The sequence below is a fragment of the Hungatella sp. L36 genome (assembly GCF_014288035.1).
The window spans coordinates 118,250-144,315 of the sequence record NZ_JACOPC010000001.1; the positions used below are offsets into that span (position 1 = coordinate 118,250).

Here is a 26,066-nt window from a genome sequence, read left to right on the forward strand (position 1 = left end):
CGTGCGGCAGTTTGTATGGAAAAGTGTGTTACAAGCTCGCTTGTATAAGCACTTTTTTGTACAAACTGACATAGGGCGGAACGCCCGGGCTTCTTGTTTTCGTGTTGTTCGAAAACAAGAAGATGCACGGCTGAATCGTTACGAATAGGAGGGATTTTATGATGAAACGGTTAAAAAAGCTTCCAATCCATCTGATTCTGATTGGGCTGGGGTTTTTCTTCCTGCTTCCTTTTATCTGGATGCTTTCCACTGCACTCAAATCGGATCAGCAGGTACTTGTGAATCCGCCGATCTGGATTCCGAATCCGGTCATGTGGGAGAATTTTGCCAGGGCAATAAACTATATTCCGTTTTTCCGCTATATGGGCAATACAGCCGTGATCGCGGTTTTAGATGTGCTGGGAACGGTGGTCGCCTGCCCCTTAGTGGCATATGGGCTGTCCCGGCTGGAGTGGAAGGGGCGTGAACTGCTGTTCTTTATCACCATAGCGGTTATGATGATTCCCCAGGAGGTCACGATGGTTCCGACCTTTATCCTGTTTAATAAAATTGGTCTGACCGGAACGTATGTGCCTCTGTTTATCCAGTCCTTCTTCGGAAGGCCATTCATGATCTTTTTACTGCGCCAGTTTTTTATGAATCTTCCCCATGATCTGGAAGATGCGGCGCGGGTGGACGGAGCCTCGGAATTCTATATTTACGCGAAAATTATGCTGCCCCTGGTCGTGCCGGGCGTGTTGACGGTAGCTCTGTTCCGGTTTATGAACTCCTGGAACGACTTTTTAGGACCGCTGCTTTACTTAAGCGATGAGAAGCGGTATACGCTCAGCATCGGGCTGCAGATGTTTACCACGCAGTATAAGACAGAGTGGTCGCTTCTTATGGCTACGGCGCTGATGATTACCCTGCCGGTTATTATCATTTACTTTATTGTCCAGAAGCGGTTTATCGAAGGAATTACTTTCTCCGGGATCAAAGGCTGAGACAGGGAGGAGGAGAAGATGACTGCACGTGGCACAAATCTGCCAAGAGTCAAGAAGCAGAACGAGGCTCTGATTAAAGAAATTATCTATAAATACGGCCCTATATCGCGAGGGAAGATTGCAGAGATGCTGTCGCTGACTCCGCCTACGATTACGACGAATGTGACATCCCTGATCGAGAGAGGGCTGGTGTATGAGTTCCCGGCGGACGCTTCCGATGTGGAAGAGCGTTCCCTGGGGCGCAGACCGGTAAAAATTGATTTTGTTCAAGATGCCAGATATGCCATCGGAGTGGAGTTAAATCCCTATCAGACGGCAATCTGTATGCTGGATCTCCATGGAAATGAGAAAATCAGCGTGAAATATCCTCCCATGAATGGGGAGTATGTGGAGGAAATGGACGCGCTTGCGCAGAGTATTGATAAGCTGATCGCCGGGAGCGGAGTGGATATGGAAAAGATTCTGGGCGTAGGTGTGGGCCTGCCGGGCTTTGTGGAAGCGAAGGCGGGTGTCCTGAGGGAAAGCTTCAAGACAAACTGGAATAATAAAAATATAGCCAGAGACTTGACGAGAAGGCTGGAGGTCCCGGTACTTATTGAAAATAACGCCAGAATAAGGGCGGCCGGAGAAGAGATGTTTGGAAAGACGCTGAGGCCGGATTCCTTTGCTTACTATCTGATTTCCTATGGTATTGCATGCCCGCTGCTGGTAAAGAACCGGATGATTACAGGGGAAAATGCCAGCACCGGCGAGGCCGGCCACATGGTAGTGGAAATCAACGGTCCGAAATGCGAGACCTGCGGCCACAACGGCTGTCTGGAGGAGATGGCCAGTGAACGGGCGATTCTCAAGCGGTGTAAAGCGGCCGTATCCGCAGGCGCCTCCACGATGCTGACAGAGCTGTGCCCCGACCCGGCGGAAATGACCATGAAGGACGTCATCATGGCAGAGGAATGCAATGATACACTGGTAGTGAAAATCATGGAGGAAGCTGTCATGTACCTTGGCGTGGCGCTGGCGAATATTATCAACCTGATCAGCCCGCCGCTGGTCATTGTGGACGGCTATATCATGAAGGTGAAGAGAAACCGAAGGAGGCTTCTGGAAGAGACGAAGAAACACATCTTTGGTCTGAATGACCAGGAGATCGAGATTGAATTTATCGATTTCAATCCCTTCACAGGTGCCAGGGGCGGGGCTGCTCTGGCAATCAAACAGTTCTTTATCAAGGAGTAAGTATTGAATAAAATAAGTGAGGATTCGTAATCAAGTGGAAAAGATAAAAGCAGGTATCATTGGATGTGGCAGGATTTCATCGATTTACAGGGCCGTGTTTGAGAATATGAAGGAAGAAGCAGAGCTCGTCTTTGCAGTGGATAAGGAATTAAGCAGAGCGGAGCAGCTGGCCGCAGCGTTTCCCGGTTGTGGTTATTCCGACAGGCTGGAGGATCTGCTGAGGCAGCCGCTGTCTGTGGTTCACGTCCTGACTCCCCATTTTTTACATAAGGAGCATGTAATTGCATGTCTGGAAGCAGGATTTCATGTGCTGACAGAGAAGCCGATCGCGCTGTCACTGGAAGATGCTGACTTGATGATCGCGGCAGCGAAGAAAAATAAAAGGCAGCTGGGCGTCATATTCCAGAACCGTTATATTGAAGGCGTTCAGGAAGTGAAGCGAATGATAGAGAATGGGGAATTTGGACGGATCACAGGTGCGTTCTCCACGCTGAACTGGTGGCGGCCGCCTTCTTATTATGAATGTGACTGGAAGGGAAGCTGGGAGAAGGAGGGCGGCGGTGTGGTCATCGACCAGGCCATCCACAGTCTGGACCTGGTTCGTTATCTGATGGGCTGCGAACCGGTAAAGGTGAAAGGTCATATTGACCGGAGAATCCTGACCAATATTGAGGTGGAGGACGTGGCAGACGCAGCCATTACGTTCGAAAACGGTGCGGTTTATTCGTTTTTTGCATGCAATTACTACACCAGCAACAGCCCCATCCGGGTAGAGATAAGCGGGGAACATGGAACGGCACTTTTAACAGAGAATGAAGTAGTCATTCGGTTGAAGGGCCGGGAGCCAAGAACCGTGTCTCCATCCGTCGGGCCGGAGGTAAAAGGAGAGGCGTACTGGGGAAATTATCACGAGGTTCAGATCCGGGATTTTTACCGCTGTCTAAGGGAAGGAACCCCGGTACAGACAGACCCTGAGGATGCGAAACGTACACTGGGGCTTGTTCTGGATATTTACCGTTCTTCGAAAGAAAATCGGGAGATTGAGAGAAAATACTCCGCAGAAGAGTAAAAATATAAAAGCATCCTTGAAATATTGATGGGAATATGATATATTGTAGATACAAAGAGGAACAACCGCCCACAAGGTGGGTTGACCTTATGAGAGTTTAGAAAATGCCACCTCGTCGCTCGGCCAAAGTTCAGGGGTGGTTTTTCTATGTAGGTCAGTGACAGATCAAATACATAAATGTCAGCAACGCTAGAATAAACATTCCAAAGGCCATCAGGTCTTTAAAATCGAATTTCACAGACATCACCTCCATTCTAAAGAATGAAGGCCAACGCCACCCTGTAACACGGTTTTTCCTTTTTGTAGTATAGCATATCTATAGAAAAACAACAATGATAAGTATAAAAAACAAAGATTAAAAGTATTTATAACTCATATCATAGATCCTCTGCTCACAAATAAATCCCATGATCCTCTTTTTTACATCATCATACAAACTCCATTTCTGCACGCAAACGTTTGAGTAAAAACTTCGCAAATCCCCTCTGAAATGTGTTAATATAAAGTCATTGAAGTACGCAAAAACATAAAAAGAAACAAAAAGAAGAAAGGTGGAAAAGCATGGCGGAAAATGTTTTGATTGTCCATGGAGGCGGGCCAACAGCGGTTATCAATTCTTCCCTTTACGGAGTAATAGAGGAAGCAAAGAAAATCGGAACAATTGATAAGGTTTATGCAGCGATCGGGGGAAGCGAAGGGATCTTGAAGGAGCGTTTTTTAGATCTTCTGGAATTCCCGGAGGAGAAACTGAAGCTGCTTCTGGAAACTCCGGCCACGGCGATCGGATCGTCCCGGTATGCGCTGGAGCAGGAAGATTACGAGGCCATGGTCGCCATTTTTAAGAAGTATGAGATTAAGTATGTGCTGTTAAATGGCGGAAATGGAACCATGGATACATGCGGACGTGTTTACGAGGTTTGTAAGAATGAGGATATCCGCGTCGTTGGAATTCCCAAAACCATTGACAATGATATTGCAATTACGGATCACACGCCGGGCTATGGAAGTGCAGCAAGATACATAGCGGCCACGACCGCCGAGGTAGGCGTAGACGTGAAATCCCTTCCGATTCACGTATGCATCATTGAGGCCATGGGACGGAATGCCGGCTGGATCACTGCGGCATCGGCACTGGCCAGGAAAAAGCCTGGGGATGCCCCGCATCTGATCTATTTGCCGGAACGGCCTTTTCATGAGGCGGAATTTTTAGAGGATGTAAAACGCATCCATGAAGAAAAGGGCGGAGTTGTAGTAGTCGTCAGCGAGGGCCTGAAAAATGAAGCGGGAGAGCCCATTGTTCCTCCGATCTTCAAGACGGAAAGAGCCACGTATTATGGAGATGTCAGCGCCTATTTAGCCGAACTGGTCATTAAGAAGCTGGGAATTAAGGCGAGAAGTGAAAAGCCGGGTATCTGCGGAAGGGCGTCGATTGCATGGCAGTCTCCCGTGGACCGGGAAGAAGCGGTTCTGGCAGGAAGCGAGGCGTTAAAGGCGGCAGTAGCGGGCCAGAGCGGCGTCATGGTCGGATTTATCCGTGATGAAGAGGCGGAGAAGGCTGACGGTGTATACCGTATGCACACAGAGATGATACCGATTAAGGAAGTCATGATGTACGAACGGACCATTCCGGAGTCCTGCATGAACGAACGAGGCAATGATGTGACAGAGGAATTTATCCGCTGGTGCAGACCTCTGATCGGACCGGAACTGAGAGACTTTATTGATTTTAGGGAATTATATGAGCAGCATGCTCAGTACTGATTAAAAGGAGGGGATTCGATGAAACACATTTTTTTGAATTTGAAACGATTTGATATTCCGAAGGAATACGGCGGAGTAAACAGCATTGCTCCCATTGGAGAGTGGGGAAGCTTTATTGTATCCAATACCCAGGAGCAGTTAAAAAAATATGACGGTGAGGACGTGGAATTTGCCATGTATTTTCCGGAGGCCCACTTGATTTCGGCCGCAGGCGCACTGTGTGAGAACAGCCCGGTTAAGGTTGGATGCCAGAGCGTATACCGCGACGATACGGCGGTTGGCGGCAATTTCGGAGCATTTACCACCAACAGGACGGCTAACGCGGCGAAAGCCATCGGCTGCACCACGACAATTATCGGCCACTGTGAAGAGAGAAAAGACAAGGCGGGAATCCTTGCGGAAGCCGGTGTGACGGATACAAAAGCGGTGAACCGCCTGCTGAATCAGGAGATAAAAAAGGCTGTTTCTTCCGGTCTGTCTGTGTTATACTGTATCGGAGAGACCTCTGAAGAGCAGGAGAGATGGAAAGAGGTATTAAAGGAGCAGATTGCTGTCGGTCTGGAAGGCGTGGATAAGAGCCTGGTGACTATTGCGTATGAACCGATCTGGGCCATTGGACCTGGAAAGATTCCGCCGGATAAGGACTATATCACCATGATCGGCACCTATATTAAGGAAATCACCGATGGATGCGATGTTGTGTACGGCGGTGGATTAAAGGTGGATAATGCAGAGATGCTGGCTTCCGTTCCGGTAATGGACGGCGGGCTGATCGCACTGACCAGATTCCAGGGAGAGATTGGATTTTACCCGGAAGAGTATCTGGAAATCATTAAAACCTACATGGGACATTAATTGAAATAAAAGCAGGAGGAAATTTATATGAAATTATCATTTGAATACGGCGCCGGCCTTATGGCGGCAGAACTTCCCGATACAACTGACATCTTTATTCCGGGTGAGACCGTGCCGGATCCGGCATGCATTCCGGAGGACCGTCTGGTAGAGGAGACTTTAAAGTCCATCAGGAACCCTATGGGTATGGAACCTCTCTCTGAACTGGCGCATAAGGGTTCCAAGGTTACCATTATTTTCCCGGACCGTGTAAAAGGCGGAGAGCAGCCAACGTCCCACCGCAAGATTTCCATTAAACTGATTCTGGACGAACTGTATGCGGCTGGTGTGGAGAAAAAAGATATTTTACTGATCTGTTCCAACGGCCTTCACCGGAAGAATACAGAGCAGGAGATTCATAATATTCTGGGCGACGAGCTGTTCCATGAGTTCTGGCATACCCATCAGATCATCAATCACGACAGCGAGGATTACGATCATCTGGTAGATTTGGGAACCACGGACAGAGGCGACCCTGTTCTGATGAATAAGTACGTTTACGACAGTGATGTCGCTATTCTGATCGGCCATACACAGGGCAATCCTTATGGCGGATATTCAGGCGGCTACAAGCACTGCGCGACAGGAATTACGCACTGGCGTTCCATCGCCTCCCACCATGTGCCGGAGGTTATGCACCGGAAGGACTTCACTCCGGTCAGCGGTACGTCACTGATGAGAACAAAGTTTGACGAGATCGGACAGCACATGGAGAAATGCATGGGCAAGAAGTTCTTCTGCTGTGACGCGGTTCTCGATACGAAATCCAGACAGATTGAGATCAACAGCGGATACGCAAAGGTAATGCAGCCTCACTCCTGGATCATGGCAGACAAGAGAACGTATGTGCCGTGGGCAGAGAAGAAGTACGATGTCATGGTATTTGGTATGCCTCAGTTCTTCCACTACGGAGAAGGCATGGGAACCAATCCGATCATGCTGCTTCAGGCTATTTCCGCCCAGGTCATCAGACATAAGAGAATTATGAGCGATAACTGTGTAATTATCTGCGCTTCTCTCTGCAACGGATATTTCCATGATGAACTGTGGCCGTATCTTAGAGAGATGTACGATATGTTCCAGCACGACTATATGAATACACTTCCGGATATGAACCGCTATGGCGAGTACTTTGCAACCAATGAGGAGTATATCAGAAAGTATCGTTACTGCAACGCGTTCCATCCATTCCACGGCTTCTCCATGATCAGCTGCGGCCACATTGCGGAGATGAACACTTCCGCAATCTACCTCTGCGGCGCTCAGGATCCGGGATATGCAAGAGGAATGGGACTTAAGACGAGAGCAACCATCGAAGAGGCGCTGGAGGATGCAAAGAAGAAATTTGTAGGACCGAATCCGAACATTCTTGCTCTTCCGCAGACATTTAAGCTGGGAGCCGTTCATCTGATGATGAAGGACGACGTATATGAGGGAAAGGGCGCGGAAGACTGTGCCTGTGCAGCTCATATGCACCACTAAAGGGTGTTTGATGATTTCTGGTTAAAACAATGACGGAACGGCCTTACAGCGGCAGAACCTTGTGGCTGACGGGCCGTTCTAAGCAATGCCCGGGGTATTGCTTTATACAGTTAACCCAGTGCTGACTGGCGTATTTACGCCGGAGGGTACTAGTTTATGGAGGGAGGTTTTTCAGTGAAAACATTGATTAAAAATGCATCTGCCTATCACAACCACCGTTTTGAGACGCTGGATCTTCTGCTGGAAGACGGCCGGATTGCCCGTATGGGCGGCTGTGGAGATGAGTCCTGTGACAAGGTGATTGATGCCGGCGGCAGCCGTGTGGTTCCCGGCTTCCTTGATATTCACACCCACGGAGCGGTCGGCGTGGATGTCAATGGGGCGGACGCGGAAGGCTTTGAGAAAATCTGCCGTTTCTTCGCTTCGCAGGGAACGACCAGCTGGCTCTGTTCTGTCCTTACGGATACGAAGGAGCAGACGATGCAGGCCATCGATATGTATAAAGAATGGAAGAAGACGGAGCATCATGGTGCGAATCTGATGGGAATCCATCTGGAGGGACCATTCTTATGTCCGGATTACAAAGGAGCCATGCCGGAGCACCTCTTAAAGAAGCCTGACATGGAGCTTTTAAAGGCTTACCAGGAAGAGGCGGAAGGGGAGGTCCGATATATTACGGTTTCGCCTGAGGTGGAAGGCATCGTAGATTTCATCCCCTACATCAAGAGCCTGGGTATCCAGGTTGCCATCGGCCATTCAGGCGCGGATTATGATACGGCGCGAAAAGCCATACAAAACGGTGCGTTAGGGGCAACTCATACCGGCAACGCCATGAAGCTGCTGCATCAGCATTTCCCGGCGATCTGGGGAGCTGTACTGGAAGATGACGATGTGTACTGTGAAATGATTTGTGACGGCAGACACCTTCATCCGGGCACGGTCCGTTTTATCATTAAGATTAAGGGGCTGGACCGTGTGGTTGCGATCACGGATTCCATCATGGCCGCCGGACTTCCGGATGGCAATTATAAGCTGGGAGTCAATGACGTGGTGGTAGTGGACGGCGATGCGAAGCTGGCTACCGACGGAACCCGCGCAGGCAGCACGCTGACAACCGGAAAGGCGCTTAAGAATCTTCTGGAATTTACGGGACGTTCTCTGACGGATATCATTCCGATGCTGACAGAGAATCCGGCCAGACTGATCGGCGTCTATGACCGGGTAGGCTCCATCGAGCCAGGCAAGGATGCGGATCTCGTATTTTTGGATGAGGAATGTAATGTTGTGCGTACCTTAGTTAAGGGGAAAGAGTGTTACTAAATATATAAAAATGAGTGAGAAAGAGACGGTTAGATAATGAGTGGATATCTTTATATTTTATTCTGGATTGTCAGCTTCGGGGCATCTATAGCAGGAGCGATCTGTGGAATTGGCGGAGGTGTTATCATAAAGCCTACGCTTGACGCATTTGGAGTCTTAAGCGTTTCAACCATCAGTTTCCTGTCAGGCTGCACGGTGCTGGCCATGACCTGCTATTCCGTAATCAAGGGAAAGATGAGCGGGGAATCATTGATTGACATGAAGACAGGGACACCTTTAGCGATTGGTGCCGCGATCGGGGGCGTAGTCGGAAAATCCATGTTCCAGGCGCTTTCCGACATGTTTGTGAATAAAGATATGGTGGGAGCAGTTCAGGCAGGATGTCTGCTCATTATCACACTGGGAACTCTGATTTATACGCTAAAAAAGGATAAGATAAAAACGCTCCATGTGACGAATGCGGCATTATGTATCGTCATAGGTATCGTGCTGGGAATTTTCTCCTCCTTCCTGGGAATCGGAGGAGGCCCGATCAATCTGGTTGTCCTGTTCTATTTCTTCTCCATGGAGACAAAAACAGCGGCCCAGAATTCCCTATACATCATTCTCTTCTCCCAAATCACCAGCCTGATAAATTCCCTGGTCACCAGAACCGTACCAGAGTTCACCATCTGGCTTTTAGTGCTCATGGTAATCGGCGGCATCCTGGGCGGAATGAGCGGCCGGATCATCAATAAAAAAATCGATTCCAAAGTGGTCGACAAGTTATTCATCATTTTAATGATTGTGATTATATTTATCAATATTTACAATATTTATCAATTTGCACGTTAGCAATGAGCAGTGCGAAAAAAGCCAAAGGAAAATTTGTGTTGTGCTCGCACATAAACAAATTTTCCTTTGGCTTTTTTCATAGGGCGAAGCCCGTGACCGAAGTGGAGCGGAGCGGAACTGAGGTGCACTGCGGCCCAGCGGGCAGCGGAACTGAGGTACCCAATGGCCCAGCGGGCAGCGGAACTGAGGTACCCAATGGCCCAGCGGGCAGCGGAACTGAGGTACCCAATGGCCCAGCGGGCAGCGGAACTGAGGTACCCAGCGGCCCAGCAACCAGCAAGGGAGATGCGATGGAACAGGTACTAATAGTAATTTTCTCCTCCTTCTGCGGAGGACTTGTGCAGGCAGTTACAGGATTTGGCGGTGCAGTAATTATCATGATTTTTCTTCCGCTTATACTAAATATGACGGCGGCCCCGGCACTCAGCGATGTCATAACCATGACACTGTCATTTTCCATGTTTTGGAGATACCGTAAGGCGGTGCATTATAAAAGCATCCTAATACCGGCCGCCGTTTATCTGGTTACCAGCACACTGGCGATCCATGGTTCCGCCTATGTGGACGCGGGAAAGCTGAAAGGATTTTTCGGTGTATTTCTGATTTTACTGTCGGTATACTTCTTTGCCTTTTCAGGCAAGCTTTCGGTGAAACCGACATTCTTTATGAAGTTTGGATGCGGCGCCCTGGCTGGCATCTGCGGCGGTTTATTTGGAATCAGCGGGCCGCCGGCCAGTCTGTTTTATCTGGCAGCGACGGATACAAAAGAAGAGTATTTAGGAACCCTGAATGCATTTTTTTCCTTCACGGTAATTTTCAACCTGATATCCAGGACCTGCAATGGTTTTCTGACTGTATCACTGATCCCTCTAATGGGGTTCGGGATTGCCGCCATCTTAACCGGATGTGTCCTTGGAAGCAGGATTGTCAAGAAGATCAATATTGATGTTATGAGAAAGTGTGTGTATGGGTTTATGGCATTTGCGGGAGTGGTGATTGTGGTGCAGGGCGGGCTTCGGTGATACATATTCAATATTGCGAACAGCATGAAAGGAGTGAATGCAAAGATGATATATCATACAAATTCCGCCGCATATGGGCGTGTACGTACGGCATCCGGCTTTTCGGAGGATAAAAAAGGAGTGCTGGATACCGTGATCAACTGTGGCTGGCATGATGTCAACGACCTGTATCGTATAAGCCGGCCGGAAGGTACCACTAACTTTCTGCTCCTCTTCACCCTGTCAGGCACAGGGGCTGGCCGTATTGGAGAAAATTTATATGAACTGACCCAGGATACAATGCTCATAATACCTCCGTTTGTTTTTTCCGAGTACTATACACAGGCACAAAAGCACTGGAGTTTTTACTGGATACATTTTGACGGTAAGAATGTTTCTTTGATTTTAAATGATTTAATTCAGCAATATGGCAATCTCCTTTCACTTCCGGTAGTAAAGGTTTCAAGATATCTTACAGAATTGATGGATGATAAAAAGTCCTTTCAGGATGAGGCGCTGGATGTAGCACAAACGGTTTCTCAACTGTTATTTGGCATATCTTATGCCGCTAAAGAGCATCAGATGAAAGGGCAGGCGCCTGATGTTGTGAATGAAATTATCAATACGATACGCAGCGCATATACGGAACCATTTTCTCTGTCAGTAATCAGCAAAAAATACTATTTGTCGGTAGAGCATATTATTCGGATATTCAAACAGGCCACTGGAGAAACACCTTACCATTACTACAGGAAGTACAAGCTTGTTCAAGCGGAGCAAATGCTGATCTATTCCGATACAGCCATAAAAGAAATTGCATTGACGCTGGGTTATACCCATACAGCCAGCTTTTGTTCCCAGTTCAAAAAAATGTTTGGCGTATCGCCATCAGAGTATCGCCGCAGCAATAAAGTTTATCAAAATTGATCAACACTTCATCAAAAATGACCACTGCTTTTCCGCCTGTTGATTAAAAAAAAGCGTCTGATATAATGACCTTAAGGAGCCAAAAAAGGTCGGAAGGCATAGAGCCGGGACCCTCAACAACACAGGAGGTTATATTATGAATGCACAGATCATCACAAAAGTTAAGGTAGTTGTCACAGTCAAAGAGCCAGGAACTCCTTGCTGGCCATGCATCAATTTTGATTATGAGAAGGAAACGGCGCGTATATTAAAAATCATGGAAGCAGCTGAGCCATTTATCAAATTTGATGTTTTTTATTACAAATCATTAGAGGAAGCAGCGGCTGTTTATGAGCAGGATCAGCAGAAGTATGATGGTATTCTTGTTTTGATGATGGCAAACTGGCAGGATATTGAATTATTTTATGCCCGAAAAGCCAAAGAAGGCGGTCTGCCTGTCGTTCTTGCAGATGTACCCTACTGCGGTTCAGGTTCCATGTTAAATCGCGTAAGCTTTGCGGTTCGAAGCGAGGGGCTGCCGGTTCCCATGATTGCATCAATGGATTACGAGGATATTGCCAAAGGTGTGAAGCTGTTTGAAGTTATTAAAAAAATGCAGAATACAAAAATTCTTGTTATCGCAGATAAGATCAAGGAGGCCGAACAGAGTGCAGCCTCCGAGGTATGGGGCTGTCAATTCGTGAACCGCACAGCAGAAGACTTAAATCGGTTCTTTGAGACAGTCGATGCGGCCGAAGCAGCTGATATAGTACAAAAATGGAAGACAGAAGCGGCGGACGTACTGGAGCCAAGTGACGCAGATATTCTGGAAAGTGCCAAATTGTATCTGGCCCTGCGTCAAATGCGGGACGAGCTGAATGCAGATGCACTTACGGTGGACTGCCTTACATTATCTTATGGTGACAAATATACCAATAATACTCATATGTATCCTTGTCTGTCCCATGCGGAAATGAGCAGACGAGGCGAGGTGGCTGTCTGTGAGGCGGATATCAATGCAACGCTGGCGTCTTTGGTTACATTGTATCTTACCAGCCGGCCAGGTTATGTATCCGATCCTGTTATTGATACATCGTCTGATCAAATTATATATGCACACTGCGTTGCCTGTGCAAAAATCTATGGAAAGGATGACCCGCGCACATGCAAATATTATATAAGGAGTCATGCGGAAGATCAGCGAGGTGCGTCGGTACAGGTCATTTTCCCAGCCAATGAAAAGCTGACCACCACGATGTTCCATTTTCCGGAACGTGAGGTGTGTATCCATTCCTCTACCTCTGTAGGTAATGTAGGAGGGGATGAGGGCTGCCGCTCTAAGCTGGCAGCTACGACTAAGGCTGAAAATTTACTGTATAACTGGATGCCGCTTTGGCACCGTGTGACAGTATTTGGTGAATACAGAAAACAGTTTATGAACTTATTTAAAATGAAACAGATAAATGTCATTGAGGAAGATAAGGAATTGATGGGTTAAGAGAAGTTATCAGATATGCTCCGGCCGGGCGGTTAAATTCAACAGTTCCCGGCTGGGGCATTTTTATTATAAATAATAAAAAAATAAAATACACCATAAAGCATATTGACAAAAGCAAAAGAATATGTTAAATATGTATTATACACACGAGTTTATAAAATGACTCATTGTGCACTATTTCTTCAGTCAAGAGGAGGTATGTATGAAGCAAAAACTGAATATTGGATTTGTAGTTACATATTCCGGGAGGTGGCCTAAGGAACTTCCGGAGAAACGAAACAGGGAATATGGAGACTGGCTGGAAGCGAATCTGAAGGAAGCTTCCGTAATACGTGCATCAGTCATGGGCTGCAGCCGGGAAACGGTAGAGCAGGTGACAAAGGAATTCAAGGAACAGGAAGTTGATGTAATTGTCATGGTTTACGGAGCGTTTACGGGGGATGATGTGGCTTCTTACCTGACGGAGATGCTGAAAGTACCGATCATTCTGTGGGCGCCCTACGAGGTACCATTTGAGAAGGATGACAGACTTTATTCCAATGCCCTCTGTTCTATGACCATGAACGCAGCAGCGGTGCGCAGGCTTGGGGCTGTCTGTCATACGGCGTACGGGAGTCTGGACGATGAGAGAGCAGCTTCAAAAGTGAAGAATCTCCTGAGGGCTTACCATACGATTAAGGCGATGAGGCATACTAATCTGGGTCTGCTTGGATATCGTCCAACCGCATTTTATAACTGCAGCTTCGATGAAAGCCTGATACGAAGAACGTTTGGTGTAAAGATTGAAGAGACGGATTTAAAGGTAGTATTTGACAAAATGGATGCTCTTCCTGCAGAGGCCTGGGAGGCCGATATGAAGAAGATGGAAGAGTCATACAGCACAGAGAAATTGCCGGAAGGACATCTGGAAAATCATTCAAAGCTTTACCTGGCACTGAAAGAGGTTATGAGAGACCAGCAGTATGATTTCGGAACGCTGAAGTGCTGGCCTGAGATGGGAAACTTACATACAACACCATGCGCGGTTCTGGGACGCCTGGCAGATGACGGAATCAATATCGGATGTGAAGGTGATGTCGATGCAGAACTGACTCAGATGGCAGAGTACTATCTGACGGGAGAACCAAGCTTTATAACGGATCTGATTAATATCAATGAGGAGAAGAATGTTATCACATTCTGGCACTGCGGCAACGCTGCCCCGTCCTTATGCAATCCGAAATATGAAATCGAGATGCGTAATCACCCGTTGGCGGGACAGGGAACCGCATTTTATGGAGCGCTGAAGCCGGGCAAGGTTACAGCGGCCAGATTCAGTAATATTGATGGCCAGTATAAGCTGTTTTTACTGAAAGGCGAAGCGGTTGACATGGACCGGTACACGAAGGGAATCATGGCAAACGTGAAGGTGGAACGGCCGGTCAGAGAAGTGATAGAACGAATTATCGATGAAGGAATTCCACATCATTACAGCCTTGTATGGGAAGATGTGGTAGAGGCCATGAAGCAAGTGTGCAGCCTGCTTAATATACCGGTAGTCGAGGTATAAAGATATTGGCGGACAGCAGAATACGTGAATACATGGTTGACAACTCCTGGTACAGTATTGTATAATGTTATATATACACACGAGTTTATATCGAGGAGAGTTGTGCAGATGAACCAAAACGGGGAACGCGTAACAAGGGCAGACGTAGCGAAAGAGGCTGGCGTCAGCGAAACCATCGTATCATATGTAGTGAATAATAACCGCTATGTAGCGAAAGATAAACGCACCAGAGTGGAAGAAGCGATTGCGAAGCTACATTATCGGCCGAACAACGTGGCAAGAGCGCTGAAGGGGAAAAGAAGTAACCAGCTGCTTTTCATCGCGGATCAGATTACGAATGAGTATTTCAGCCGTATTGTCAGCGAAATGGATAAATATGCATATGAAGCCGGATTCCTGATTTCACTCTGCGCGAACCGCAATACTCCGGAATTTGTGTCCCAGGTTATCAGCCGTCAGTATGACGGAATTATCATCAGTTCTACCAGTATTCCCATGGGATATGTCGAGCACTTCAGTAAGGCCGGGATTCCGGTTCTCTTATTTGAACACCGCAGACACGATAAATTACCTGAGAACGTAGCGACTCTGGCATCGGGACTGTATCCGGGAGCCAGAATGGGAGTTCGCCATCTGATAGAAACCGGAAAAAAGAATATCATCTATATCGACCGTATCAGCCGTCGGGGAAATGTAAGCGGACCAACTGATCTAAGGCTCAGCGGCTATCTCGACGAAATGCATGAGAACGGTCTTGAGGCAGGAAGCCATACAATTATTTCAGGCTGTCATAATGAAGAGGAATTGGCACAGGCGGTGACAGATAAGATTTCCAGCTGCCGTGTAGATGGAATTATTGGAAGAAATGATATGGTGGCTTGCATTGCCATGAAAGCTGCGATTAATGCAGGTCTCATGGTACCGGAGGAGATTGGAGTAGTCGGATTTGACAATTCCAGTTTAAGCCGGTTCTGCAGTCCGACACTGACAACACTTGAGATGCAGAGGGAAGAGATCAGTAAGGCTGCAATTGAAATGATGACAGGAATGATCGGAGGTGAACGGCCGGAAAACGCTCAGTTTGAAACGAAACTGATTGTACGGGACAGCACACGAACTGCGAATAATTTATAAAGACAGCAGTTCTGCTGCGAAGTGTACACACGTGTGTACAAGTATTGAGGGAAAAGTATTTGCAGCGGGGACGAGGGTTTTTATAATATTAGATAAAGAGCTAAAATGGAAAGAAAGAGAGGGTATTTACATGAAAAAAAGGTTAATGGCACTTACAATGGCGGCGGCAATGGTGTTTACAACTGCATGTTCAGGCGGAGGAACTGCAAGTCCGACGGAAGCGGCAAAGACAGAGGCGGCGAAGACGGAAGCAGCGAAAACAGAGGCTGCATCAACAGAAGAACAGACTACAGAAGCAGAGATTACCGAACCGGTTACAATCAAGTTTGCTAACTATGCGCTTCTGGAGCAGGGATATGAGGAGTTCTGGAATGGTGTGAAGACAGATTTCGAAGCCAAGAATCCAAATATCACGATCGAATGGGTAACAGCTCCTTACGGAGAGATTGTAAATCAGGTAATCAACATGGCCGGAGGCGGCGACCGCATCGATATGATATTTGGTGAGATCGGCTGGGTGCCAGGTCTTGCGGATGCAGGGCTGACCATACCGGTGGACGAAGTACTGCCGGCAGATTATCTGGCAGATTTCTATCCGGCGATCCTGGATTCGTTCAATATTGACGGAAAGCCTTACGGACTGCCGATGTATGTTTCTCCATACGTACTCTATTACAATACGGAACTGTTTGAGCAGGCAGGCCTGGATCCGAATTCACCGCCCGCTACCTATGATGAAATGCTTGAATATGCGGAAAAGCTTTCCCAGCTGAAGGATTCCAACGGAAATCCGGTTTATGCATTTGGTCAGACGACAGCTTCTGTACCGGTATCCGGTTCCTCGATCAATGGTATGATCTTTAACTTCGGCGGAACACTTCTTGCCGATGACGGAAGCCTCAGTATCGATAATCAGGGCTTTAAAGACAGCATCACTATGCTGAAGACGTTAGATGAAAAGGGATACAATCCTCAGAATGCCAAGTTAAAAGATTTGAGAAACTTATTTGCTTTAGGACAGCTGGCAATGTATTACGACCAGTCCTGGGGATTCAACGGAATTCAGTCTATCAATCCGGACGCAAAGAAATTCACCGCTTCTGCAAAGCCTTTGGCAGGCGGATCCGGAACAGGAGAAAGCATTCTTCAGGCTCACTGTCTGATGTATGTTGACAACGGTGACGCACAGAAGGCAGCCTGCAGCAAGCTTACCCAGTATCTGGTTACCTCTGAAGTATTAAATGATTATTTAGCAAATATTACTCCGGCGTATCCGGCTAAGAAATCAATGGAAGGCGCAACAGGCACAAATCCTGTCCTTGCAGGTGCAGCTGGTTCAGCTGAGAATGTAAAAGCGCAGGTTTTCGTACCTCAGATCAGTGATTTAAATCTGGAACTCTGTACGCTGGCACAGGCAGTTACAGTATCCGGCAAAGATGTGGACACTGCAATTGAAGACTTTAGAAAAGCAGCAGAGGCTATTCTTGGAAATTAGTAGAATGTAATTGGAGGGACTCGTATGAATCGTGGCAGAGGTCTTACCAGAACGACGAAAGATAAATTATTTTCGCTGCTCCTGGCACTTCCGGCGGTAGTCATGACCGTAGTATTTATCCTGGTACCGGTTGTGGATTCCATTATAAAGAGTTTTACGAAATATCAGATTAAAAATATTATCAGTGGAAAACCAGGAACATGGAATAATTTTGGAAATTATATCAAGTTATTTCAGAATGCAAAACTGCCGCAGGCGATTACGAATACATTTATTTTTGTAATTGTTGTAGTGCTGAGTGCCTTCATATTGGGGATGGCGCTGTCCCTCATTTTAAATGGAGGAGTAAAAGGCGCAAAAATTATTCAGGGTGTCATGATGACACCCTGGGTAATCCCCACAGTCATTTCAGCCCTGATCTGGATGTGGCTGTTTCAGCCCCAGTATGGCCTGATCAAATACCTGGCGTCACTGGTAACCGGCGGAGCTGTCAGTAATCTCGCAGTGTTGAATAACCCAAAGACGGCTTTAATGGGAATCAGTGTTGCGGCTCTCTGGAAACAGGTTCCGCTCATGACGCTTCTTCTTTTAGCAGGTCTTCAGAATGTGTCGGAAGAACTGCTGGAGGCAGCTACAGTCGATGGCGCAAACCGCGTACAAAAATTCTTTCATATCACCCTTCCCAGCATGAAGAGTGTAATCAGCATTGCGGTTTCCATGTCGATTATTGAGAATTTTAAACAGTTCCCATTGTTCTGGACGATGACTGGCGGAGGCCCGGATGGGGCTACAACAACCCTGGCGATCTTGAGCTACCGGGAGGCGTTCGTTAGTCAGGATCTGGGATCAGGCGCAGCCGTTACGACAGTATGGATGCTTTTGATGATCGGTGTTATCTTTATTTACAATAAAGTCTTAAACACAAAAGCAGATGAATAGGAGGGGAAAAAGATGAAGAAAAAGCAAACCGCGTTAAACTGTCTGCGGTATTTTATCCTGGTCCTGATTCTCATATTCCTGTTGTTTCCAATTTACTGGATGGTAGTGACCGCGTTAAAGACCAATATGGAGGCGTATCTATTCCCTCCGACCTTTGTACCTCAGAGTCCGACTATGGCTAGCTTTAAGAGCTTGCTGACCGTTAACAATCAGTTTTTTGTTTACTATAAGAACAATTTCATTGTATCCGGTTTTTCTGCATTGATTTCTACGTTCATTGCGCTGATCTCCGGATATGCACTTTCCAGATTTCATTTTAAATGGAACCGGTGGATCATGGCGGCATTAATGTCTTCCCAGATGTTTCCGGTTGTCAGCCGAATGATTTCACTCTATGGACTTCTCGGAAAGGCTCATTTGATTAATACGAGAGCGGGCCTTATTATGGCAGTAGTTGCAGCACAGATCCCATTCTGTGTTATGCTGATGGCCAGCTTCTACGATGGAGTGCCTCATGAGATTGAAGAGGCGGCAACGGTTGATGGTTCCAAACGTTTTCAGACATTATTCGGGGTGGTGATTCCACTTGTGAAACCTGGTATCGTTGCAGTTGGAATTTATTCATTTCTTATGACATGGGATGATTATCTCCATGCGGCAACCTTGATTCAAACAGATTCCTTAAGAACCCTGTCTGTAGGAATAGCTCTTCGCTATCTGGGAGAACTTTCCTATGACTGGTCTTTAGTCAATGCAATTTCAGTGGTAGGTGCACTGCCTATGATTCTGCTTTTTGTCTTCTTCCAAAAATACATGGTAAAGGGGCTTGTGGCAGGTGCTGTAAAGGGATAATAGAAAAAGGAGAAATCAGACTATGATAGTAACAAACAAAGAAAATCTAATCAGAGCATCAAAAGGAGGATATGCAATACCGGCCATCAACACACAGGGAGGCAATTTCGACATTATCTGGGCTGTCTGCCAGGCAGCAGAGGAACTGAAGTCCCCGATTATGCTTGCCCATTATGTTTCGACCGGGGCGTACTCCGGTAATGACTGGTTTGTAGAGGTGTGCAAGTGGTGCGGCAGCCGTGTATCGGTACCGGTTTCCATCCATCTCGATCACGGTGACAGCTTTGAACGCTGTATGGAGGCACTGAAGCTGGGATTTACGTCGGTCATGATAGACGGCTCGACGAAGTCCGTCGAGGAGAACGCTGCGATTACCAATGAAGTGATCAAAGTGGCCAAATGCTTCGAGGTTCCGGTTGAGGCGGAAATAGGAGAACTGCTTCGACTCGACAATTTGGGAACGGTAATGGAGAATAAGAACATTGTTGATCCGGAGGAGGTCAGACATTTCCTTGACTTATGCCAACCGGATTCGCTGGCAATCGGTATCGGAAATGCGCACGGATATTACAAAGGGGAGCCGGAAATTCATCTGGATGTTCTGGAGGCTGTCCGCAAGTTTACAGATATACCGCTTGTACTGCATGGCTGCACGGGAATGAAGGAGGATGTGATTCGGGAAGCAATTAAGCTTGGCGTTGCGAAGATCAATTTTGGAACAGAGATCAGATATAAATACGTAGAGCACTACGAGGATGGACTTAAGAATCTCGATCACCAGGGACATTCCTGGAAATTGTCCCAGTATGCAAATGAAAAATTGATGGAAGATGTAAAGAAAATTATACTTTTGGCGGGTTCTGACGGAAAGGCGTAATGGCAGTATGAAAAAACCTAATATCATATTTTACTTTACGGATCAGCAGAGATGGGATACCATTGGCTGTTATGGCCAAAAGCTGCCGATTACTCCCAATCTTGACCGTTTGGCGCAGGAGGGTGTCGTATTTGAGGAAGCATATACGGCACAGCCTGTGTGCGGTCCCTGCCGGGCTCTTTTTCAGTCGGGGAAGTACCCGACTGAATTGGAGTGTTGGCGTAATAATCAGGCTCTTCCTCCGGATGTGAAGACGGTAGCAGACTATCTTACGGAGGCCGGCTACCAGACCGCCTATGTTGGGAAATGGCATTTGGCGAGCGGAGGAAATCGGTTTGGAGAAGGAGAGGATGACTACAAAACAAAGCCTGTTCCGTTAGAAAGGCGCGGAGGCTACAGGGGATTCTGGAGGGCTTCCGATGTATTGGAGTTTACTTCCCACGGATACGGCGGTTATGTATACGATGAAAATAACAAGCGCCATGATTTTGATGGTTACCGTGTAGACTGTATCACAGACTATGCGCTTGAATTCTTAGACCAGTATGACAACAAGGAACCGTTCTTTATGACAATATCCCATATTGAACCCCATCATCAAAATGACAGGGAGCATTATGAGGGGCCGGAAGGTTCGAAACAGCGGTTTGCGGATTTTGAATTGCCGGAAGATTTAAAACTGCCTGGCAGCAATGCCGCGGAAGAGTATGCCGATTATCTCGGGTGCTGTAAAAGCCTTGATGACAATCTGGGCCGTCTGGTAGAAAAGTGCAGGGAACTGGGAATATACGAAAATACTATTTTTGTTTATGCATCTGACCATGGATCTCATTTCAAGACGAGAAACCGAGATTCCCATTTAAATGGATACGATGACTATAAGCGTTCCTGCCACTCGGCATGTCTGCACGTTCCTCTGATCATTGCAGGTCCCGGATGGCGCGGCGGAAAGCGGATAGAAGATTTGGTAAGCACGGCAAGTCTTCCGAAGACCTGGCTGGCTATGGCCGGAATTGATGTGGGGACGAGTATGACAGGTGAGAACCTGGCGGAGATCGCCGGTGGTACCGCAAAAACGCGCAGCAATGAAATCTTTGCGCAGATTAGCGAGAGCCGGGTCGGAAGATGCATACGGACGCCGGAATACCTGTACTCCGTATATGCGCCGGGAAAAGACGGAAAGACGTATCCGGGCAGCGATATTTACCAGGATGACTTCCTGTATGATTTGAAGGCGGATCCCTTTGAACTGAATAATCTGGCGGGAGATGCCCGATATGCGGTGGTCAGAGAGGATCTGGCGGCTCGTCTGAAGAAGGCAATGGTTCAGGCTGGAGAAATGGAACCGGTAATTTTGGAAGCCGGAGAAAAAATTAAAAGTTAGAACATCTAGGAAAGGACTATTTATTTAATATGGATAAGAGAAACAGTGAGATTACGTACAATGAGATCTATAAACAGCCGGAGTCATTCGAGGCAATCAACAACACGCTTGAGGACATCTATGGTGTTCTTGACAAGGCATTCGCAGAAGATTACGATGAGCTGATCTTTACCGGCTGCGGCACCAGCCTCTATCTGGCCCAGGCAGCGGCCCACGCGTTTTCAAGCTACAACGCGATACCGTCAAAAGCGGTGTGCTGTTCGGAGCTCTATTATTTCCCGGAGACCTTTGTGAAGAACCGGAAGGTGCTTGTTCTTCCGATTACGAGAAAGAGCTATACGACAGAAGTGCGCATGGCCATCGATAAAGTGAGAAGCTATCCAGGAGTAAAATCGCTGGCGATTACTTGTGATCAGGACAGCGCGCTCTACAATGACTTTATGATCCTTTCCCCGGATACGGCGGAGGACAGTGTAATTATGACCCGTTCTTTCACCAGCATGGTGTATTTGGCAGCTGTCATGGCAATGTATGCAGGCGGTAAGAAGGACGAGATCGCAGCCATGGCCGGTTACGGCGACAGCGCCCGGGACGCGTTAAAAAAGATGGATGATCTGGCAAAGAGTATCATCACAGAGCATGAGGAGCTGAATCTGTTTATCACGCTTGGCCAGGGCATCAACTACGGCGTCGCCAACGAGTGCATGAACAAGATGAAGGAGATGGGACTCTCCAATTCGGAGGCTTACTTCTCACTGGAATACCGCCACGGCCCGATGAGCCTGGTAGACGAGAACACCCTGATTATCTTTTTAAGCCATTCTGAAACCGTAAAAGAGGATGCGAAGCTCCTCGCGCAGATGAAGGAATACGGAGCAGTGACAGTGGCAATCGGAAACACAGCTTCCACAGATCTGAAAGACGCGGACTACTGCCTCGACCTGCCATATGGCTATAACGATACGCAGAATGCGGCAATTATTGGATTCATCGGTCAGTTTATAGGCTATTATATTGCAGAAAAGAAGGGGATTGATGCAGATACACCAAGGCATTTATCCCAGGCGATTGTGATATCCGCGTAGGCAATGAGCCATGCGAAAAACGGTATGCAGAAAATTGCGTTGTGCTCGCACATAAGCAATTTTTTGTGTGCCGTTTTTCATAGGGCGAAGCCCGCGACCGAATGACCGCAGGTCATGAGGTGCATGGCGGACTTAGCCCCCCAAAACCCCGCCTCCCTCCACCTCCAGTCCCTAAATTCCCCATCACTTACTATGACGATATTCATTTGGTGTCATCCCAGTACACTTCTTAAAGGTTCTGATAAAATACTTTTCATCATTATACCCAATCTGAATCGCAATATCTGTAATCTTAGCGCTGCTGGAGCGCAGCAGCTTCTTTGCATGCTCGATCCGTATTTCATTCAAACGGGTTACCATGCTCACACCGTAAGCCTCCTTAAATTTTCTGCACAGATAATCCTTATTCATGTGAAACAGCTCTGCGTATTCCGTCTGATCGAAGGGCTGGTTGTAGTTGATTTCCAGATAGCTGCCGATCTGTCGGAAAACATCGCCGGATCGACAGACGTCATGAAGATTCGCAGCCAGCTCTATCAAAATCTCCCTGCACCGGCTGGCTGCATGTTCTGCCTGAAAATGGTAAGCTTCGTCGAAGAGACTGCAGGGAGTCAGGGCTGAGGCGTTACCAGGTGTAAAACCGGGATAGCGTTCTGTAAAGTACCCGCACCAGTGGGAATACATAGTTTCAAAATCGGTACTGATTCTTTTTATGGCACCATAAGTGACCGGCGCAGAAAGAAGCATACCGGAGAGCCACTGCTGTACACTGGCTGTAATCGTCTTTTCCTCATTCAGCATGATGGATGACAGAAGCTGCGCCTCATTTCTGTCATCTGCAGGCGGTGTGGTGTGAAAGAATCCCGGCAGCACGGCGATGAGAGGAGTTCTGCCATTCTGATTGACTTCCATACTGTAGAAGGCTCTGCGGGCGGAATCGTAGGCTGACAGAATATCTTCCGGCCTGTTGCTGCCGGAACAGCATCCAAAGTGGAAGGGATAGCCGGACTGGCGCCGGAAATGAGAGACGGCCGTCTGAACGGAGTTAAGCCCCCGGTCTGTTCGTCCATAGAGGATCACTGCGGCATCATGGGGATTCCAATGGCGCAGAATTGCAGCGCCCAGCCCGCGGCTCTCCAAATCTGTTTTCATCATATCAAAAAATGCTGTGAAGCTGCGCTGAAAGGCGGCATCCTCCTCTGAAGGATAAAATGTTAAATCACTGTAAAAGATGAGGCAGGTATCGGCTTTGGAAAAACTGTCGCTTAAGGAGGACAGCTCCTGATAAGCCGCCTGGCTGGCCGCGGGAGAGAGCAGCTGGGAAAGAAGCGTGTGTCTTCGTTCGGAACTTAAGTAATTGATCTGATGAAGCAGCGACCGGGCGTCATCGTTTTTCCTGCGGTCCTCCTTCCAGGTATTGACTGCCTTTTCAACTGCCGCCAGCAGGGCGGTCCGTTCCAGGGGTTTCAGCAGATAATCAACGCAGCCTAAGACCAGCATGCTTCTGACGTATTCAAAATCACTGTAACCGGATATGGCAATGACTTTGGAGGAAATCTTCTGTTCGACGACGTAATTCATAAGATCGGTTCCGCGCTCGTCTCCGATCATAATATCAAAGAAAGCCAGCTGCGGCTGCTCACGGCTTAACAGTTCCCGGGCCTCCGCGGCTGTGGTGGCAGAGAGAACCTTATCAATGTCATATTCCTGCCAGGGAACCAGAGCCTTGATCGCATGGATCAGATGAGGCTCATCGTCCACAATCAGTACCTTCATAAATCATGCCTCCTCTATATGAGCTAAAAATAAATTGTGTCGGGTGCGGAGACCTGCGGCTGGCCGGGGAGCTTAAGCCGAACGGTGGTACCGCCATAGTCGTTAGCGAGGATCTCGATGGTGCAGTCTGCCCCAAAGTGAAAAAGCAGGCGCATAAAAACATTGTTGATGCCAATATGTTCTCTGGGAATTCCGTCCGCGTAATAACCGAGCGCCAGGGAACGGTAGTTGGAGGCAGTCTCAAGCTGGGCATATCGTTCCACAAACCAGTCCTTCTGCATAGAAAAGCTTTTTTGCATCTCCAGCGCCCGTTCTGCCGCAATCGGCTGCCCGTTGTCGCAAATAGAGAGAACGAAAAAATCCCCTTCTGTTTCTGCCGTAAACTCGATAAAGCCATCCGTTTTTTTCATGACGCCGCCATGGTAAATGCAGTTTTCAATCAGTGGCTGCAGTGTCATCTTCGGGAGAAGAAACAGCCTGGGATAGACGGGGCATATCTTAAATTCCGCAAAAGAGCAGAACCGCATTTTCTGCAGTGTAAAATAACGGTATACATAGTCAAGCTCTTCCCCCAGCGATGAGACTGTCTGGGAGATTTCCATGGCATAGCGCATCATCTGGCCCAATGCTGTGATATAGTCGTACTGGGCAAGATCGTTGTTAGCCAGAGCGTTATTGGCCAGGCACTGGAGCGTGTTATGGATAAAGTGTGGATTGATCTGAGCCTGCAGCATCTTAAGCTCTGTATCCTGCTGCAGTAATTCCATTTTGTACTGGCGGATGGTATAGTGCTGGATAGAGTCCATCATTTCCTGCATGGAATCAAACAGCATTTTTAACTCATCATTCTGGCGGTATCCCAAATAGTCCGAGAGCTGGAACTTCGAAAAGTCACCGGACTTCCCCTTCGCCTTTGTCAAATACCGGGTGGCCTTTTTGAGCGGTCCGGTAAGTCTGGTCAGCGTAAGTGAATTGAGCACAGTAGCAAGCAGCACGCCCAGCAGGAAGGTAGTGGTCAGAAAACGCAGCTGTAAATCGGTACTGCTGTAGATACTGGAATCCGGCGCAGCTTTCATCATATGCCAGTCCAAGTAGGAGGCAGGGAAACTGGATTTCAGATATAGAACGCCATCCTCTGTGAAAGAATGAAACGTATCGTGGCCGGGAGCCAGAAGTTTTTTTACTACGGGATCGGAAAGCAGGATATCCCCGGATTGCGGTGCTCCGGAAAGTATCATTTCTCCATCGGAATTAACGATACAGACAAATTCCCCTTCTTTATAGGCAAGACAGCAGTTATCGTAGATAAACGTAGCAGGCATGTCAATGGAAAGGACGCCGAGCAGCTGTTTCTCTGCTGAGATGCTGTAAATGGGGAGCCATATCGTAAAGACCTCCTCCGTATCGAGACTTCCGGATGAATAGTAGGTCCTGTGACCGTACGTCGACATGGGATGGACCGGTTCGATGGTAACGTCGGTATATTCAGAGAATGTGGGCCTTTCCGCTTCCGCCGCATTTAAGGATATCATGGATTTCTGCAGTGTGTTTGTGATAAGCAGAAAACTTTTATTTAAACGGAAGGAGAGGAGACGGATCTGCCTGGCGTTCGGGGCAACGGTATAAATGCCCTGCATATAGCTGAAGATCCGGCCCGGCTCCGTGAATTCCTGGGAGACAAAGTCCTGCGGGCTGCCTTTCAAAAGAATATTATGCAGGTCAGGATTGGAATAAACTGTTCTGGCAGAGGAGACGCAGGTGGAGATATAGTATTCAATATTTTTTATGGCTACGGACATATTGATCTCAGACTCCCGTCTGTACTGCTCCAGTGCCCGGGATCTCTCGTAGGAATAGAAATAAAAGGAGAAAATCAGCATGGGGGCGATTGTGCACAGGGCGAGCAGCGTAATAAACCGGGTATTGATGCTGATAAAATGTTTTTTCATACTCAGATCCTCTTTCGAAATGTTTAAACTTATTATAATGAA

At 47.6% G+C, this 26,066-nt stretch carries 21 protein-coding genes; 19 read left to right on the forward strand and 2 right to left on the reverse strand.

Features of this window, described 5'->3' with window-relative positions:
• Positions 1 to 158: 158 nt before the first annotated feature.
• The 19 genes from H8S80_RS00530 (at position 159) to H8S80_RS00620 (ending at position 22,299) form a co-directional block, all read left to right on the forward strand.
• Positions 159 to 983, forward strand: a complete 825-nt coding sequence (locus H8S80_RS00530) for a carbohydrate ABC transporter permease (RefSeq protein ID WP_002600843.1) — start codon at positions 159 to 161, stop codon at positions 981 to 983.
• 18 nt (positions 984 to 1,001) lie between these two features.
• Positions 1,002 to 2,219: an ROK family transcriptional regulator gene (locus tag H8S80_RS00535; protein WP_110321260.1), complete on the forward strand. Its 1,218-nt coding sequence runs from the start codon at positions 1,002 to 1,004 to the stop codon at positions 2,217 to 2,219.
• A gap of 34 nt (positions 2,220 to 2,253) precedes the next feature.
• The gene (locus tag H8S80_RS34725; protein WP_117631431.1) at positions 2,254 to 3,288 is read left to right on the forward strand and encodes a Gfo/Idh/MocA family protein; all 1,035 of its coding nucleotides are present in this window, start codon (positions 2,254 to 2,256) and stop codon (positions 3,286 to 3,288) included.
• Between the two features lie 561 nt (positions 3,289 to 3,849).
• The gene (locus tag H8S80_RS00545) at positions 3,850 to 5,049 is read left to right on the forward strand and encodes a diphosphate--fructose-6-phosphate 1-phosphotransferase (RefSeq protein WP_117631433.1); all 1,200 of its coding nucleotides are present in this window, start codon (positions 3,850 to 3,852) and stop codon (positions 5,047 to 5,049) included.
• An 18-nt stretch (positions 5,050 to 5,067) separates the two neighbouring features.
• Entirely contained in the window at positions 5,068 to 5,904 is an 837-nt protein-coding gene (locus H8S80_RS00550) for a triose-phosphate isomerase (protein WP_025530078.1), read from the forward strand.
• 27 nt (positions 5,905 to 5,931) lie between these two features.
• The gene (locus H8S80_RS00555; protein ID WP_002600838.1) at positions 5,932 to 7,425 is read left to right on the forward strand and encodes a lactate racemase domain-containing protein; all 1,494 of its coding nucleotides are present in this window, start codon (positions 5,932 to 5,934) and stop codon (positions 7,423 to 7,425) included.
• Between the two features lie 174 nt (positions 7,426 to 7,599).
• Positions 7,600 to 8,745 (forward strand): N-acetylglucosamine-6-phosphate deacetylase, encoded by a 1,146-nt coding sequence (nagA, locus tag H8S80_RS00560; RefSeq protein ID WP_117631554.1) that lies wholly within the window; start codon positions 7,600 to 7,602, stop codon positions 8,743 to 8,745.
• Between the two features lie 36 nt (positions 8,746 to 8,781).
• Positions 8,782 to 9,579: a sulfite exporter TauE/SafE family protein gene (locus H8S80_RS00565; protein WP_025530079.1), complete on the forward strand. Its 798-nt coding sequence runs from the start codon at positions 8,782 to 8,784 to the stop codon at positions 9,577 to 9,579.
• A 290-nt stretch (positions 9,580 to 9,869) separates the two neighbouring features.
• A complete protein-coding gene (locus H8S80_RS00570; protein WP_117631556.1) occupies positions 9,870 to 10,601 on the forward strand; it encodes a sulfite exporter TauE/SafE family protein in 732 nt (243 codons plus the stop codon).
• 45 nt (positions 10,602 to 10,646) lie between these two features.
• Positions 10,647 to 11,507, forward strand: a complete 861-nt coding sequence (locus H8S80_RS00575) for an AraC family transcriptional regulator (protein WP_002600834.1) — start codon at positions 10,647 to 10,649, stop codon at positions 11,505 to 11,507.
• Positions 11,508 to 11,643: 136 nt separating this feature from the next.
• A complete protein-coding gene (locus tag H8S80_RS00580) occupies positions 11,644 to 12,984 on the forward strand; it encodes a hypothetical protein (protein ID WP_002600833.1) in 1,341 nt (446 codons plus the stop codon).
• Between the two features lie 202 nt (positions 12,985 to 13,186).
• The gene (locus H8S80_RS00585; protein WP_117631434.1) at positions 13,187 to 14,533 is read left to right on the forward strand and encodes an L-fucose/L-arabinose isomerase family protein; all 1,347 of its coding nucleotides are present in this window, start codon (positions 13,187 to 13,189) and stop codon (positions 14,531 to 14,533) included.
• A 108-nt stretch (positions 14,534 to 14,641) separates the two neighbouring features.
• Positions 14,642 to 15,667, forward strand: a complete 1,026-nt coding sequence (locus H8S80_RS00590) for a LacI family DNA-binding transcriptional regulator (RefSeq protein ID WP_025530082.1) — start codon at positions 14,642 to 14,644, stop codon at positions 15,665 to 15,667.
• A gap of 130 nt (positions 15,668 to 15,797) precedes the next feature.
• Positions 15,798 to 17,162 (forward strand): ABC transporter substrate-binding protein, encoded by a 1,365-nt coding sequence (locus H8S80_RS00595; protein WP_002600830.1) that lies wholly within the window; start codon positions 15,798 to 15,800, stop codon positions 17,160 to 17,162.
• 24 nt (positions 17,163 to 17,186) lie between these two features.
• A complete protein-coding gene (locus tag H8S80_RS00600) occupies positions 17,187 to 18,101 on the forward strand; it encodes a carbohydrate ABC transporter permease (protein WP_002600829.1) in 915 nt (304 codons plus the stop codon).
• 12 nt (positions 18,102 to 18,113) lie between these two features.
• Positions 18,114 to 18,953, forward strand: coding sequence for a carbohydrate ABC transporter permease (locus tag H8S80_RS00605; protein WP_002600828.1), 840 nt, complete (start codon positions 18,114 to 18,116; stop codon positions 18,951 to 18,953).
• 22 nt (positions 18,954 to 18,975) lie between these two features.
• Positions 18,976 to 19,830, forward strand: a complete 855-nt coding sequence (locus H8S80_RS00610; RefSeq protein WP_002600827.1) for a class II fructose-bisphosphate aldolase — start codon at positions 18,976 to 18,978, stop codon at positions 19,828 to 19,830.
• Positions 19,831 to 19,837: 7 nt separating this feature from the next.
• On the forward strand, positions 19,838 to 21,214 hold the full coding sequence (locus tag H8S80_RS00615; RefSeq protein ID WP_117631436.1) for a sulfatase family protein: 1,377 nt from the start codon (positions 19,838 to 19,840) through the stop codon (positions 21,212 to 21,214).
• A gap of 29 nt (positions 21,215 to 21,243) precedes the next feature.
• Positions 21,244 to 22,299 (forward strand): SIS domain-containing protein, encoded by a 1,056-nt coding sequence (locus H8S80_RS00620; RefSeq protein ID WP_117631438.1) that lies wholly within the window; start codon positions 21,244 to 21,246, stop codon positions 22,297 to 22,299.
• 183 nt (positions 22,300 to 22,482) lie between these two features.
• Here the strand turns inward: H8S80_RS00620 and H8S80_RS00625 are convergent, their stop codons facing one another.
• Both H8S80_RS00625 and H8S80_RS00630 read right to left on the reverse strand, forming a co-directional pair.
• The gene (locus H8S80_RS00625) at positions 22,483 to 24,075 is read right to left on the reverse strand and encodes a response regulator transcription factor (protein WP_117631441.1); all 1,593 of its coding nucleotides are present in this window, start codon (positions 24,073 to 24,075) and stop codon (positions 22,483 to 22,485) included.
• A 23-nt stretch (positions 24,076 to 24,098) separates the two neighbouring features.
• Positions 24,099 to 26,024: a cache domain-containing sensor histidine kinase gene (locus H8S80_RS00630; protein WP_117631443.1), complete on the reverse strand. Its 1,926-nt coding sequence runs from the start codon at positions 26,022 to 26,024 to the stop codon at positions 24,099 to 24,101.
• Between the last annotated feature and the right edge of the window lie 42 nt (positions 26,025 to 26,066).